The following is a 14,420-nucleotide window of genomic DNA, read 5'->3' as shown; positions in this document are numbered from 1 at the left end:
TCATATGACCTCATGTGCGCACAAAAACGACACCTACGCGTCGAAAAAAAAGGCAGACCTTCGGATAAAGGTCTACCTTCAAGGAGCAAATGTCGCGCGTCATTCTTTACTGCTGGATGATCAGAAGATATTGATCGGGTATTCCGTGATCAGGCGGAATTGATCCTGATCGCCGCCGGTTGTCGCGTCACCTCGATGCCACGCGGTTCGAACGCGGACAGACAGGTTTTTAGCTGGGCCGGATTGAACGACGTAGCGGGCTTCAAAGTCAGTCTCGAACTCTCGGTCATCACGTCCATATTTACCAGCGTAAGCACCTGATGTAGCGTGCGTTCCATCAATGTCGGTACCGTGGAGGTAGCGAATCATGAATGACAAGCCTGGCACACCGTACGATGCCATATTGAGGTCATAACGAGCCTGCCAAGACTTCTCCCCCGGGCCGTTGAAGTCCGAGTATTGAACCGAGTTGGGCAGGTAAATGGAGCCCCCCGCTCGACCGGTATCGCCAAACCCTACGTAGTCGAAGGGTTGATCACCGCGCACCTGTTGGTGAGCCACTGTAAACGTATGCGCTGAGATTCGATAAGCGAGCAGCAAACCGTAAGCGGTGGTATCAATTTCGCCCGCCTTCGCCTGGCCGCTATCGAGCGTTCGATAGACGTTAAAATCAGCAGTCACATCTTGATCACTATCAATTACGTACTTGTAATTGACATTTCCGTAATGCTGCTTCCAGATATCCTCAAAACGGCTGGTATACAGTGCAACACTCAAGTTATCACTGGCTTTATATTTACCACCGAAGTAATCCACTGTCGGAGTGGTCACACCGGCGTAGGTTGCCCACAGCTCTCCGTCGCGGTTGGTGTTGACTTGGTCAGTGCCAGAGGTGAAATGCCCTGCATCAATCGACACATCTTTGATGTCTGTACTGAGCAAATTGAAACCTGTGGCCGTCTGGGGCATGAGTCGGCTGGTACTCTGCGCGAACACCGGTACATTAGGGATCATCTGCCCATACTTGAGAACCGTATCGGAAATTCGAACTTTAACTGCACCACCCGCGCGACCATAGCTGTCATCCGGGTTGCCATCGTCCCCAACCGGCAGGTTCCCAGTACCTGTCCTGCCACTGCCAGCGTCGAGCTTGATACCCCAAAGACCAAACGCATCTACACCAAACCCAATAGTGCCCTGCGTGAATCCAGAAGCGTAGTTGGCAATGAACGCCTGAGACCAGTCTTTTTGGTTGGTTCGACCATTGGCCCGGTCGGTATTGAAGTAGTAGTTCTTGGCCAGAACAGAAAGCTTACTGTCTTCCAGAAAGCCTTTGGCGTCAGCCTGTGCAGCACGGACATCACTGCATGCCAATGCAACCAAACCAAAGCAGCCAGCCGCTGCGCCGCACTGCTTAAGCTTTGCAAAAAACGAATGATTAAAACCTTCCGCCCGCGAGAAAGCGCGACCAGTGTTATTCCCCAGCATTGACCACCCCAACATTTTTTTGTGAATGTTATTAGCAGCTGCCTGTCAGCTAGCGTGCTCATGTGTTGGCAGACTAAAAGTGAGAAAGCGTTTGGCGCTCAAGGCCACAGGTAGGGAGCGACCATTTATTAAACAAGCTATTCCCACACCGCCATGTTCAGGCCGGAGCAAGAAAACCATCAATCACGGGCTCGACATTCCCTATCAAGATTCCGCCACACGGGAACCGAGCATCAAATAGCAGCCAACTTGGCCATTACTAAAACGTGGACAGCCGTTGAAACCGATATGACTCATCGAGACATCGAAAAATGTCCTCCTGGATAAATGGATCGTAAAGCCCGCCTGTTACTCTGGCGGGCCTACGCGCAGCAGTAGTCAGCCCAGATGAGCCTATCTACCTAAGAACGCATAACCGAAACCCAGGATCTTGGCATCTTCACCGTAGCCCCCAAGGAACGAAACACCGACAGGTAGGTTGCCTTGAATAGTACCTGCGGGTACGGTGACCTCAGGGAAGCCGGTGGCCGAAGCGATGTAGGAACTGGCATACGTGTCGTCGGCATTGCAGACATACGTCTCATCGGCAACACCATGCACAACCGAAGCGGGGCAATTGATGGTGGCAAAGAATAGACTGTCGATTTTTTGCGCAGCCATAACGTTTACCAGTTGAGCTCTAAGCGCTGGAATTTTTCTGGAAAGGATAGAAATATAAAGGGGATTATCGGGAGCACCTGCCTTCAAGGTGCTTTCAATTCCGTCAAGACGGGCAGGGTTCATAAGGTGGCCATTGTTCGCACCTTGATTTTTTTTGGCAGCCTCAAGGAAACTGTCAAGCGATTTCGGCTGATGACTATCCAAAGACGCCAGGTACCGCTCGAACTGAGGTTTGAACTCACTCTCCCCTACAGGGCCTAGCACATCCCCCCAAAGCGTTTCGAACGCTTTTGGAAGTGTGACAGCTACGACCTTGGCACCGCGTTTTTCAAGCGTTTCCTGAGCAACCTGGAACACGTTATCGACTTCAGGATTCCCTCCTTTGAAGTTGGTAACCACCCCGATAACCTTGCCCTTCAGCGAGTCCTTACTCAACGCTTGCTGGAAGTTAATTTTATCAGAGGCCAAATTGAGTGTGGCAGCGTCTGCTTTATCTTGTCCTTTAATGACATCAAGCACGATCGCCTGATCACGTACGTTACTGGTGATGACGCCGCCCGTATCAAATGTCAGCGACAACGGAATGATGCCACTGCGGCTGATAAGGCCAAGCGATGGACGTAACCCTACAGTACCCGTCACGCTGGAAGGTGCCCGGATGGAACCACTGGTGTCCGACCCCAGAGCGAAAGGAGCAAAGCCTGCAGCAACAGCGGCTGCGGAGCCACTGCTCGAACCGGATGCGTCACGCTTGGTGTTCCGAGGATTGAGGGTCTGCCCACCGAACGAGCTGTACCCAAACCATCCATAAGAGGCGGCGAGCTCAGACATGTTGGCCTTGCCAAGCAAGATCGCTTGCCCATCAATCAGCTTTTTGAGCGCAAAGGCGTCTTGGCTTGGGACAGACGACGCCAAGACGTAGGAACCGCCGGTAGTCGCAATTCCTTGAGTATCAAAATTGTCTTTGGCTATGAAGGGAATCCCTGCCAATGGCGCATTAGCCGCTTTGCGGTTCTTGGCGTGCTCAGCATCCCAAGCCTTGGCTTGGGCTAGAGCTTTCTCGTTGACCGTGATCACAGCGTTAATGTTTTGTCCTTGGCGATTGTTCGCTTGGATGTTGCCAAGATAATGCTGCACCAGCTCTTCTGATGTCAGTTCGCCCTCATCCAGTGCCTGGCGCATTTCGGCAAGGTTCATCCGGTCAATTCCGTCAGTATTGGCAAAGGCGCTCGAGGCGAAGACCGCGAGCGAAAGCACTGTTAGCGTGTAGGTAAAGCGCATTTCAAATGCTCCTATCTCGTGCAGATAATTCTGGGCGCCAATGAACTGCTCACACATTGGCACTCTCCACGGTTAATGGCATACAGCCTGACTCAATTCTAACGCAGGCCAACTAAAAACACCCAGCGCAAGCGACCAGCAACGCGCCCCAGCGCAGTGCACGTCAAATGATTTCGCACAAAAAAGGCGCCTCACGAGGCGCCTTTAATCAACTGATCAAAGCAGTCAACCAAAAACTATTTGATCAACCCATTTTTTTGCAAAAACTCTTTCGCCACGCTCTCTACAGACTCTCGCCCAACATCCACGCGCGAGTTTAGCACAGCAATTGATTTATCATCGAGCTTCGAGGACAGACCATTCAAAAGACCGCTAAGTTCAGGAGACTCTTGCAACAGCTTGGTGCGCACTACCGGGGTCAGCGCGTAACTCGGGAAGAACTGTTTATCGTCCTTGAGCACCACGAACCCAAAGGCGGGAATACGACCATCGGTTGAAAGCACCAGCGCGACGTTTACCTGGCCGTCCTGAAGCGCCTGATAAGTCAAGCCGCCATCCATACGTACCACATTTTTTCGCGGGAATTCAAACTTATAAAGATCTTGCAAGGGGCGCAGCCCGTCTGGCCGGGAGAAAAATTCGGCATTCGAGGCAAATTTGAGATTTTCTCCAGCGTTAACCTTATTGGCGAGATCAGTGATAGATGCAATATCGTCTTTATCTGCCTCAGCTTTGCGCATTGCAAAGGCGTAGGTATTGTTGGCTTGGGAAGGGTTCAGCCAAGTCAATCCCTTCTGCGCATCGAGCTCCTTTACCTTTTCATAGGTTGATGCTGCATCCATCCTGTCTTTGACGCCGTTATAAATAACCAGCGATGTCCCGGTGTATTCCCAGTAGACATCAACCTGGCCATTCTCTTGAGCGGCCCTGAGCACTGAAGATCCGAGATCTGCGCGTTTATCGACGCTATAACCTTTATCGCGCAGCAACTGAGCCGTCATCTCTGCGACAAGTTGCTGTTCGGTAAACTTTTTACCACCAACAACCACGTTAGGCTGTGCTAAGGCGACACTGGCAATGCTACCAAATACGGCAGTGGCGACTACACGCTTAGCAAGATTTCGCAAAAACATACTCACCTCATTTTTATTGTAAGAACCAGCATCTTTAAAGTTACCGCGCAGACAAGCGCAAGCCTTTAGAAACGGTCATCGTTTGAACAAAACCGCACAACAAATCCACGGCAATCGCCAGCAGCGCGGTGGAAACTGCTCCAGCCAGCATCATTCCGAAATCGTTGAGATCGATACCGGTGAAAATGAGCTCACCCAAGCCACCTCCTCCTACGAGAAACGCGAGGGGTGCCGTACCCACATTAATTGCCAGCGCAGTCCGAACGCCGGCGAAAATCACATTCAAAGCATTGGGGATTTCGACCTTCCACAATATCTCCCTTGGGGTCATACCCATCGCCTCAGCGGCCTCGACCAGGTGCTGAGGCACTGCTCGAAGACCCTCATAGGTATTTACTGCCACGGGAAGGAGAGTCGCAACCCAAAGCCCGAAGATGGCAGCTGGACTGCCAACCCCCATCAAACTCATCGCGAGCGCGAGCAAAGCCAGCTTCGGTACCGCTTGCCCGACGTTCAGCACCTGCATCACCACCATCGACCGATTCTGATTCTTCGGTCGGCTCATCCAGATACCCAGTGGAAAAGCAATCGCCATCGCCAGTGCGCCACTGATTGCAACAATCTCAAGATGCTGCACAGACAAGTAGCTGATATCGCCCCAGTAGAATTGAAGCCCATCCCACAATTTCAAGAGAAAGTCAGACATGCTCAATGCCCTACCGGCGTGGTGTTCTCGACCAGCTTGGCCAAGATATCCGATTGATGGACGTAACCCACAAAGCGGCCGTCCTGATCATTACAAACCGCCCAATCCTTGCCTTGCCCGAGCAAAAGAGAAAGCACTTGGCGAAGATCATCACCAGGCTTAACAACCAATGGCGTGTGGCTCGACGTGGTTGATTGACCACCTACTACTTGCATGTGATCACGTGGAGGGACCTTGGTGGCTACATCTGCAGCGCTGATAAGGCGCAGACGCTTCATGATTCTGTCACCACCCATGAAGTCGGCGACAAATTCACTATTCGGCCTTGCGAGGAGATCGTCCGGCGTGCCGAACTGCTCGATTTTCCCCGCATGGAACAGTGCTACGCAATCGGCCATCTTTACTGCTTCATCAATGTCATGACTTACGAACAGGACTGTTTTTCCCACCTGGCGCTGAATACGCATGAACTCATCCTGGATGACTTCGCGGTTGATCGGATCAATAGCACCGAAAGGTTCATCCATCAGCATAACGGGCGGGTCGGCTGCCAAAGCGCGTGCGACACCTACTCGCTGCTGCTGCCCACCCGAAAGCTCGCACGGATAGCGCTTCAGGAAACGGGAGGGTTCAAGTGCAACGACCTCAAGCAATTCAGCTGCACGCTTGCGGCTCTTCACTTTGTCCCAACCGAGCAGGTCAGGAACCACACAAATGTTTTCCTCTACCGTCATATTTGGGAACAGACCCACCTGCTGGATCACGTACCCAATGGAGCGCCGCAATGTGACGGTATCCATCTCCGAGGTATCTTTACCGCCAATTTGAATCTTGCCGGAGGTGAGAGGAATCAAGCGGTTAATCATCTTCAGCGTGGTTGTCTTACCACACCCGGAAGGGCCCAGGAGCACACAAATCTGCCCCTCTTCGACCTTGAACGAGACATCCTCGACAGCGGTGATTGAGCCAAATTGTTTATTCAAATTATCGATCTGGATCACGAGGTGGCTTCCTTCAGTTGGCCAAGGGTCGACTTGCTCAGGCCTTTGGGTGTCAAGATGCGCTGCAGAGCAAAGAGCGCGTAGTCGGCTGCGATGGCGATGACACTGATCACAATTGCGCCCGCCAAGAGCTGGCGACTGTCCGATTGGGCGATACCACGAATGATAAGACTGCCCAAACCACCGGCGCCGATATAAGCGGCGATAGCCGCGATGCCGATATTGATGACAGTAGCAACGCGCACACCCGCCATAATCAGCGGCACCGCAATTGGCAACTCCACTTTGCGCAGACGCTGCCCCGTTGACATGCCCATGCCCCTGGCTGCTTCACGCAGAGCAGGATCAACGTTGGCAATCGCAGTAGTGGTGTTCCTGATGATAGGCAATTGGGAATAGAGAAATAGCGCAATGACCGCAGGCACGACGCCAATACCATGCCCGATCAGGGAAAGTGCCGGGATCATCAAACCAAAGAGAGCAGCAGAAGGAATGGTCATCAGCATGGCTGCAAATGCCAGGACAGCGCGACCGGTGCGAGGGTGCTGGGAAATGGCTATTCCAACGGGCACGCCGGTGAGGATTGCCAGGCCAACAGCCACCAGAACGATTACCAAGTGCTGCCCCAGTAACGTACCGATTAACCCAGCATTTTCGAGTATGAAACTTATAGTTTCCATTGTTGTTATGCCTTCTCCACGTTTTTGTCTTTACCGGAATGCATCTGGGAGAGGATGCCGGTCTTGGCAAAACATTAACGCGAGAGGGCATAAAACCGTGCCCTAAGGTTCGACGAACTCTATCAAATATTCGACATACCCGACACTCAGCACTGGATATCGTGCTACGGGTTTGCGACCTCATGGATCCGCTGTTGTGGACGCCACAGGACTGCGAGGAAGCGCTGCCAACCCGGCACTGAAGGTGCTTAGCTTGCTATTTTATTAGGCCAACCTTAAGCAAGCATAGGTCAAAAGCGCCCAAAAAACGGGATGTTACAAGCACGAAACTTTGCCAACCTCAAGCATGAGCCCCATCAAATTTTCGCCGTTCCTCCCCTGGTGTGCAGCCCCACAGTCGCCGATAGGCACTTCCGAGATGGGACGCAGAGACGAAGCCACAGCTGTAGGCGATTGAAGCTATCGACTGCGAGCTCTCACGCAATAAGCGTCGGGCCTCATGGAGTCGAAGCTCCAGGTAGAATTTTTGTGGCGTCGCGCCGAAATGCTGATGCCACAACCTCTCCAACTGCCTCTGAGAAACGTTGCAGCGCTCCGAGATTTCTTCGATGCTGACAACCTTTTCAAAATTGCTCTCCATGAAGGCAATGGCAGCGGTCAGCCTACGATCATGCACCCCAAAACGCCACTGGATGGACATCCGCTGGTGCTCATCAGGCGCCCTGATGCGGGCATGCAAAAACTGCTCAGCCACATTTGCTGCAAGCTGATTGCCGAAATCTACCGAGATCTGGGCGAGCATCAAGTCGATAGCCGCCGTGCCACCAGCACATGTCCATCGATTACCGTGGTTGATGTACAGCTCACGCGTGACCTCAATTCCCGGGAATTCCTCAGAAAATTGATTGATGGACTCCCAGTGTAGCGTGCACCGCTTTCCCTCGAGCAAGCCTGCACGTGCCAAGATAAACGTTCCTGTACTCAAAGCTCCCACAGTCTTGCCTTGGGAAGCTAGCCGCTGCAGGAAACGAAGCATCTTGGGAGGTTTTTGATTCTCGATGTCAAGGCTTGCAAGGACAAACACCCTGTCGATTTCTGGAGCCTGGTCAATTGGAAGAGTCTGAATCTCGAAATCACTGCTGGACCTGACCATCCCGCCACCTTCAGAGAGAAGGCTCCACTCATAAAGTGTCTTGTCCGCAAGTCGATTGGCCGCCCGCAGTGGCTCACTGGCACCGGCCAAAGCCATCATTGAAAACTGGGGAAGAATAAGTAATCCGATTCGCTTGATTGAAGGATCACGCGAGGACGAATTGTACGCCGTCCAACTTTTCATCTAGGCACCGTTTTTTATTAGTTACGCTTTGGCGCGGCGCTCGCGATGACGCGAGACAAAGCTGTGAAACCGCTCTATGGTAAGCCTTGGAGCGATATTCAGCTAGATTTTTAAGCTTGGGTTTGGCATTGCGAGGAATGGCGGGGAGGATATTGCGATAGTACCGCAGAGCCCGTTTGCACGAGCCCTACGGCCTGGATTCGACTTAGGCGCGCTTACGGATCGCCTCGTCAATGCTTTGAATCATCGAGCTGAAGATTGGACTGTCGACCTGATTCTGCTGACCATGCTGCATACCTGGGATGATCAGAGCAGCTGCGCCTGCATCTGCAGGGTAGATACGGTGCAGGCGCTCAGACTCAGCAGGCATATGAAGAGTGTTGTCGGCGCCATGGATGATGAGGGCTGGCGGGAAGCCCTTGGCCCCTTCAACACGCTGCTCTGGGTTGTAGGCGACATACGACTTGTAGGACTTCGCCGTCACAGTCACGCAGCCAGGCCAACGATCTGCGCCACCAGCCTCGGTGTAACCGCCCAGCTGTTGATCAACGTAAGCCTGGGTTTCAGGATCCAGAGGGTAGTAACCCACTTTGGTCGCCGCGGTACCGGTATCGAACGGTGGAATTGCAGCATCGTCAGGGAGAGCCAGAATCTCGGCATCGGCACCGGCCTTGTCAGCCCGCAGATTCTGCAGGTTACGGATGTTGGTGTAGCTCATGGGCACCCAGAAACGAATCTGTTCAGCGCCTTTTTCGGCCAGCTCTACTACAGCGCCCAGGCTCGCAACAGAACCCATTGCCCAGGATGCTACAACCGGCATTTCACCAAAGTTCTCACGCGCCCATTGAACGGCGCCGATGACTTCGTCCTTCTGATCTTCAAGGCTGACATTGGTAATGACTTGACCGTCTTTGCGCAGCGTGTTGCGAATCTCCTTGTTGGAGAAGAAGCCGGCTACGTCATAGGTCATTACACGATAGCCACGCGCTGCCAGCGCGCGACCAAAAAGCTGACCGTACATGGTGACACCACCGGTGAACCCGGAGTTAAACACCACTGGAGGCAGGGATTTGGCAGCTGCATCCAGAGTTTCCGGCTCAAAGGTGGCGCCCTTGAGGCTCAGAATCTCGCCGCCATAATTAACAGAAAAGGTAATGTCTTTAGTGATGATGTTAGTCATTTTTGTAGCATCTCTATGATGTTAATACGACGGTTATAGATCAAATATCAATTATTTCGAGTTGCCCTTGCAGTAAATGTCGCTCTGACAGACCCGCACTTAAGCAAGCACTCCTTGCAACCTCGTCAACAAAGCTGTACGCCTTGGCGACATCAAACAGATCCTTATACACTTCACCACTATTAGACATACCGACATGGGGTGCATCAGTAGCTTCTAGCAGGATCCGATCACAACCGACCTCACGAACAATCCGCGAAACAAACTTTGCTGTTTCTAGCGGGTCAGTATCCGTGCGATAACCGGGGCCTTTGAACCAAACATTTCCCCGACGCTTTGCTTCTGCCAAGAGTTTCAGATACGCAGGTTCTTCCGCACCGCGCTCACTGTGGCAGCTACCGAGATGGTCAATTACGACCCTGACATTTTCTGGCACTTGCTGCAAAACGCGATGGCCGGTTTCAGCCTCTTTGGCATAGATGTGTACGTGTTGGTTTACACGCAGACGAGCGTAAAGTTCAAGCCAGGCCGCACTGCTAAACTGTCCGCCTACAACGGTGTCTGGTCTCGCATCGTGAAGTACGATACGCACGCCAACAATTTGAGGGTGCGAAAGTCGCTCTACTGTGGCGTACTCAGGATCGGCTTTAATCGTACCGACTAACTTGATCATGCCATAACGCGCTGGATTCTGATCTTGCAGACGCGCCAGTTCGCTAAAGGATGCAAAGACATTTTCCGAATCAGGCAAAATGCTCAAATGAACGTTATTGAGCATCACTGGAGTCACCCCTGACTCAATCAGACGATCAAGATACTCCGTCAGGGGATGAGGAGCCGGCAGTTGATAGGGCAGACCGCCAGACACGCGTTCTAGATCAGCTGAGGTGTAGAAATGGACGTGGCTATCAATACGTTCGTTCGAGGGCTGCATGATTATTGTTTTCCTGCCTTGATGAGAAAACAATAAACCCGCCGCGCCCGCCCTCGCTGCCTGCAAATCGACGTTAAGTATCAGATTTTCGCCATCTCCACCTTTGCGCTAATCGGCCAGGAAAATGAAACCACTCCTGCAAACTGATATTTTTATCACTAAATTCAGCTACTTATACTAAGTCACCCTACCCTACTTTAAAGGCATCACACCTGAAAACCGAGAACAAGAATAACAGTCGATAGCAAATTAGCGTCTTGCCCCTCATCAATGGAGCTCCTCGTGATGGCGGCGGAGCAGCCAGGACACGCCGCCAGTGATCGCCGCCCTTGAGTGACAGCGGCTCGAGCGATGCTACCGCGAGGAACCGCAGCACCCTTCAGCGAAGAATATCAATGCCTCCCATGTACGGCTTGAGCACCTCCGGCACTTGGATGGAGCCGTCCGCCTGCTGATAGTTTTCCAAAACCGCCACCAGGGTACGCCCGACCGCAAGGCCCGAACCGTTCAGCGTATGTACCAGTTCCGGCTTGCCAGTTTCCGGATTGCGCCACCGGGCTTGCATCCGACGCGCCTGGAAATCCCCGCAGTTCGAGCACGAGCTGATCTCACGGTACTTGTTCTGGCTAGGTACCCACACTTCCAGGTCGAAAGTCTTAACCGCGCTGAAGCCCATGTCGCCCGTGCAAAGCACCAGGACTCGATACGGCAGTTCGAGCGCCTGCAATACGCGCTCAGCACAGGCAGTCATTTCGTCCAACGCCTGCATGGATTTCGAAGGCTCGACGACCTGAACCATCTCGACCTTGTCGAACTGGTGCTGACGAATCATGCCGCGCGTGTCGCGACCGGATGCACCGGCCTCACTGCGAAAGCACGGCCCGTGAGCGACGAATTTCTTGGGCAACGCCTTGGCTTCCAGGATTTGACCCGCGACCAGGTTGGTCAGCGGAACCTCGGAAGTCGGGATCAGATAGAAATCAGCCTCCCCTTCCCGAGTGACCTTGAAGAGGTCTGCCTCGAACTTGGGAAGTTGACCCGTGGCCTGCATGGCAGGCGCTTGCACCATGTAGGGAATGTAGGTTTCCTCGTAACCATGATTCGCGGTGTGCAAATTGATCATGAACTGCGCCAGCGCTCGGTGCAGGCGCGCAATCGGCCCGCGGAGCACAGAAAAACGAGCACCGGACAGCTTCGCAGCGGTTTCAAAATCCAGACCGCCGCTTAGCTCACCTAGGGCGACATGATCCTTGATCTCAAAGTCAAACTGACGCGGGGCGCCCCATCGACGTACCTCGACGTTTTCTTCTTCACCGCCACCCACCGGCACACTTGCATCTGGCAGGTTTGGAATCATCAGGGAAATGCTGTCGAGTTCAGCCTGGATGCTATCCAGTTCGGCCTTGCCAGCATCCAACTGCGCCGCCATGCGATCAACGTCTGCCATCAGCGGAGCAACATCTTCCCCCTTGGCTTTTGCCTGCCCAATCGATTTGGAACGAGCATTACGCTCGGCCTGCAGTTGCTCGGTGCGGGTCTGCACAGCTTTGCGGCGCTCCTCCAGCGACTCGATACGCGCCTTATCGAGGTGGTAGCCACGGGTGGCCAACTGATCAGCAATGTCCTGGAGCTGGGCACGTAACTGTTTGGGGTCGAGCATGGGGTTACCTCATTTAAAAAAGCCTTTGGCAGGACGGCTGATAATCGACTAAACGCTTCGATCATCAACCATTGCCTTACACTCACTCACGCCGAAAATATTAGCGCACGGCACGACCGTTAAAACTTAACAGCACTTCTTGCAGGGTGTTGCCTGTCGAAAATTCAAGGTCGCATACGCCACCGCCTCGCGGCTATTCTCATGATAGCCAAGCGCCAGGCGCTCATCTGAACTCGGCAGCGCAATGCAAATACTGGTATGGACTTCGTAGTCACCGGTTGCCTTGGGTATTTTGTTAACATAGTAATGCGCCATGCCTTAACCTCTCTACATCACATAAATAAAAAAGGCTTTCTGAAGTTTCAGAAAGCCAAATCACATAACACGCTGACCGAAGGCGACCAAACCCAAAGACATGCCCGACCTTATAGGCAAGTCTTTAGTCACACGCTCTAGCATCGGTTGCCTTTGCCATAACAGTCCCCTAGTGAATGATCTGACTGAGGAACATGCGTGTCCGCACGTTTTGTGGGTTATCGAAGAAAGCGTCTGGCGTCGCTTGCTCCACGATTTCACCCTTGTCCATGAAGATCACTCGATTGGCGACAGTCCTGGCGAACCCCATTTCGTGGGTCACACAGAGCATGGTCATGCCGTCCTCTGCCAGGCTGACCATGGTGTCGAGCACCTCCTTGACCATTTCCGGATCAAGCGCCGAGGTCGGCTCATCGAACAGCATGATCTTGGGCTTCATGCACAACGCGCGTGCGATCGCCACCCGTTGCTGCTGCCCGCCTGACAGCTGCCCAGGGTACTTGTGTGCCTGGTCCGGGATGCGAACGCGCTCCAGGTAGTGCATGGCAATTTCTTCGGCCTGCCGCCGAGGCATCTTGCGTACCCACATGGGCGCCAGGGTGCAGTTTTCCAGGATCGTCAGGTGCGGGAACAGATTGAAATGCTGAAACACCATGCCGACTTCGCGGCGGATAGCCTCGATCTGTTTCAGGTCATTGGTCAACTCCACCCCATCAACCACGATCTGCCCCTGCTGATGTTCCTCAAGGCTATTGAGGCATCGAATGGTGGTCGATTTGCCCGAGCCGGAAGGCCCGCACAGCACAATTCTCTCGCCCTGCTGGACAGTCAGGTTGATGTTCTTCAAGACATGGAATTGCCCGTACCACTTATTCATGTCGCGGATTTGGATGATGGGCTCGGAGACCACAGACGATTTGATAGCTTGGCTCATGAAAATGCTCCTAACGCTTGTGGCCCGTGTCGAGCTTGCGCTCCAGACTGCGGGAGTAATGGGACATGCCAAAACAGAAGATCCAGAACACCAAGGCGGCAAAAACATAGCCCTCGGTGGCCATCCCCAGCCAGGCGGGGTCAGAGGCGGCCTGCTTGACGCTGTTGAGGAGGTCGAACAGGCCGATGATCACCACCAGGCTGGTGTCCTTGAACAAGGCGATGAACGTGTTGACGATGCCGGGTATCACCAGTTTCAGCGCCTGCGGCAGGATCACCAGCACCATGGCACGCCAGTAACCAAGGCCCATGGCAGCGGCTGCTTCGTACTGGCCCTTGGGGATCGCCTGAAGCCCACCCCGAACCACTTCAGCCACATAGGCCGACTGGAACAGCACCACCCCGATCATGGCGCGCAGCAGCTTGTCGAAGCTCATGCCCTCGGGCAGAAACAGCGGCAACATCACGGAGCTCATGAACAACACGGTGATAAGGGGGACACCACGCCAGAACTCGATGAAGGTCACGCACACGACCTTCACTGCCGGCATATTCGAGCGGCGCCCCAGTGCGAGCAGGATGCCCAAAGGCAATGCGCCTGCGATACCCACTGTGGCAATCACCAGGGTGAGCATCAACCCGCCCCACTGACTGGTCGAAACCGCCAGCAGACCGAAGTAGCCGCCGTGCAGCAGGGTGAAGGCCAGCGCCGGATAGGCAAGCAGGAAACCCACGCCATACACAGCCTTGCGGGGAAAGCACCGGACAAACAGCGGCGCGGCACCCAGGATCGCCGAAGCCACTGTGACATTCACCCGCCAACGTTCGGCCTCGGGGTAATAGCCGTACATGAACTGATCAAAGCGCTGCTGAATGAAGACCCAACACGCTCCAGACTTCGTGCAATCCGCGCGCGTGGTGCCCTCCCAGTTCGCGTCCACCAACGCCCATTGCAGCAGTGGTGGAACGATGAGCCAGATCAGGTAAAGCGCAAGCAAGGTCAGCAGGGCGTTGAGCCAGCTGGAAAACAGGTTGCCGCGCACCCAGGCGATGATACCCACCGTCTTCACGGGAGGCGGCATGTCGGGTTTGAAAACGAAAGCATTCATCCTC

The 14,420-nt window shown here is 53.7% G+C and carries 12 protein-coding genes; all 12 read right to left on the bottom strand.

Annotated elements, in window-relative coordinates; all coding sequences use genetic code 11:
• Nucleotides 1-120: 120 nt before the first annotated feature.
• Nucleotides 121-1,488: an OprD family porin gene (locus tag ACIQUI_RS07035; protein ID WP_403196404.1), complete on the bottom strand. Its 1,368-nt coding sequence runs from the start codon at nucleotides 1,486-1,488 to the stop codon at nucleotides 121-123.
• Nucleotides 1,489-1,881: 393 nt separating this feature from the next.
• On the bottom strand, nucleotides 1,882-3,486 hold the full coding sequence (locus tag ACIQUI_RS07030) for an amidase family protein (protein WP_403196402.1): 1,605 nt from the start codon (nucleotides 3,484-3,486) through the stop codon (nucleotides 1,882-1,884).
• A 179-nt stretch (nucleotides 3,487-3,665) separates the two neighbouring features.
• Nucleotides 3,666-4,562: a glycine betaine ABC transporter substrate-binding protein gene (locus ACIQUI_RS07025; protein ID WP_403196399.1), complete on the bottom strand. Its 897-nt coding sequence runs from the start codon at nucleotides 4,560-4,562 to the stop codon at nucleotides 3,666-3,668.
• A gap of 40 nt (nucleotides 4,563-4,602) precedes the next feature.
• Nucleotides 4,603-5,268, bottom strand: coding sequence for an ABC transporter permease (locus ACIQUI_RS07020; protein WP_403196396.1), 666 nt, complete (start codon nucleotides 5,266-5,268; stop codon nucleotides 4,603-4,605).
• Nucleotides 5,269-5,270: 2 nt separating this feature from the next.
• Nucleotides 5,271-6,269 carry an ABC transporter ATP-binding protein gene (locus ACIQUI_RS07015; protein ID WP_403196392.1) on the bottom strand — a complete coding sequence of 333 codons (999 nt, stop codon included), beginning with the start codon at nucleotides 6,267-6,269 and terminating at the stop codon, nucleotides 5,271-5,273.
• The gene (locus ACIQUI_RS07010; protein ID WP_403196389.1) at nucleotides 6,266-6,949 is read right to left on the bottom strand and encodes an ABC transporter permease; all 684 of its coding nucleotides are present in this window, start codon (nucleotides 6,947-6,949) and stop codon (nucleotides 6,266-6,268) included. The genes ACIQUI_RS07015 and ACIQUI_RS07010 overlap by 4 nt, the downstream gene beginning before the upstream one ends.
• 340 nt (nucleotides 6,950-7,289) lie before the next feature.
• The gene (locus ACIQUI_RS07005; RefSeq protein WP_403196387.1) at nucleotides 7,290-8,285 is read right to left on the bottom strand and encodes a GlxA family transcriptional regulator; all 996 of its coding nucleotides are present in this window, start codon (nucleotides 8,283-8,285) and stop codon (nucleotides 7,290-7,292) included.
• A gap of 205 nt (nucleotides 8,286-8,490) precedes the next feature.
• Entirely contained in the window at nucleotides 8,491-9,465 is a 975-nt protein-coding gene (locus ACIQUI_RS07000; protein WP_403196384.1) for an alpha/beta hydrolase, read from the bottom strand.
• 40 nt (nucleotides 9,466-9,505) lie between these two features.
• Nucleotides 9,506-10,399, bottom strand: a complete 894-nt coding sequence (locus ACIQUI_RS06995; protein WP_403196381.1) for an amidohydrolase family protein — start codon at nucleotides 10,397-10,399, stop codon at nucleotides 9,506-9,508.
• Between the two features lie 379 nt (nucleotides 10,400-10,778).
• On the bottom strand, nucleotides 10,779-12,059 hold the full coding sequence (gene serS, locus ACIQUI_RS06990; RefSeq protein WP_403196378.1) for a serine--tRNA ligase: 1,281 nt from the start codon (nucleotides 12,057-12,059) through the stop codon (nucleotides 10,779-10,781).
• Nucleotides 12,060-12,543: 484 nt separating this feature from the next.
• The gene (locus tag ACIQUI_RS06985; protein ID WP_403196375.1) at nucleotides 12,544-13,308 is read right to left on the bottom strand and encodes an amino acid ABC transporter ATP-binding protein; all 765 of its coding nucleotides are present in this window, start codon (nucleotides 13,306-13,308) and stop codon (nucleotides 12,544-12,546) included.
• A gap of 10 nt (nucleotides 13,309-13,318) precedes the next feature.
• On the bottom strand, nucleotides 13,319-14,416 hold the full coding sequence (locus ACIQUI_RS06980) for an amino acid ABC transporter permease (protein WP_403196686.1): 1,098 nt from the start codon (nucleotides 14,414-14,416) through the stop codon (nucleotides 13,319-13,321).
• Nucleotides 14,417-14,420: the final 4 nt, after the last annotated feature.

The sequence above is a fragment of the Pseudomonas sp. NPDC090592 genome (assembly GCF_044769185.1).
In the GTDB taxonomy this organism is placed as follows: domain Bacteria; phylum Pseudomonadota; class Gammaproteobacteria; order Pseudomonadales; family Pseudomonadaceae; genus Aquipseudomonas.
This window is presented reverse-complemented; position numbering and strand designations above follow the sequence as displayed.

Excerpts from the sequence above, each read along its gene's own strand:
- ACIQUI_RS06980 (WP_403196686.1), bottom strand. The coding sequence starts at position 14,416 with ATGAATGCTTTCGTTTTCAAACCCGACATGCCGCCTCCCGTGAAGACG.
- ACIQUI_RS07020 (WP_403196396.1), bottom strand. The coding sequence starts at position 5,268 with ATGTCTGACTTTCTCTTGAAATTGTGGGATGGGCTTCAATTCTACTGG.
- ACIQUI_RS07025 (WP_403196399.1), bottom strand. The coding sequence starts at position 4,562 with ATGTTTTTGCGAAATCTTGCTAAGCGTGTAGTCGCCACTGCCGTATTT.
- ACIQUI_RS07030 (WP_403196402.1), bottom strand. The coding sequence starts at position 3,486 with ATGTGTGAGCAGTTCATTGGCGCCCAGAATTATCTGCACGAGATAGGA.
- ACIQUI_RS07005 (WP_403196387.1), bottom strand. The coding sequence starts at position 8,285 with ATGAAAAGTTGGACGGCGTACAATTCGTCCTCGCGTGATCCTTCAATC.
- serS (WP_403196378.1), bottom strand. The coding sequence starts at position 12,059 with ATGCTCGACCCCAAACAGTTACGTGCCCAGCTCCAGGACATTGCTGAT.
- ACIQUI_RS07010 (WP_403196389.1), bottom strand. The coding sequence starts at position 6,949 with ATGGAAACTATAAGTTTCATACTCGAAAATGCTGGGTTAATCGGTACG.
- ACIQUI_RS06985 (WP_403196375.1), bottom strand. The coding sequence starts at position 13,308 with ATGAGCCAAGCTATCAAATCGTCTGTGGTCTCCGAGCCCATCATCCAA.
- ACIQUI_RS07000 (WP_403196384.1), bottom strand. The coding sequence starts at position 9,465 with ATGACTAACATCATCACTAAAGACATTACCTTTTCTGTTAATTATGGC.
- ACIQUI_RS07035 (WP_403196404.1), bottom strand. The coding sequence starts at position 1,488 with ATGCTGGGGAATAACACTGGTCGCGCTTTCTCGCGGGCGGAAGGTTTT.
- ACIQUI_RS06995 (WP_403196381.1), bottom strand. The coding sequence starts at position 10,399 with ATGCAGCCCTCGAACGAACGTATTGATAGCCACGTCCATTTCTACACC.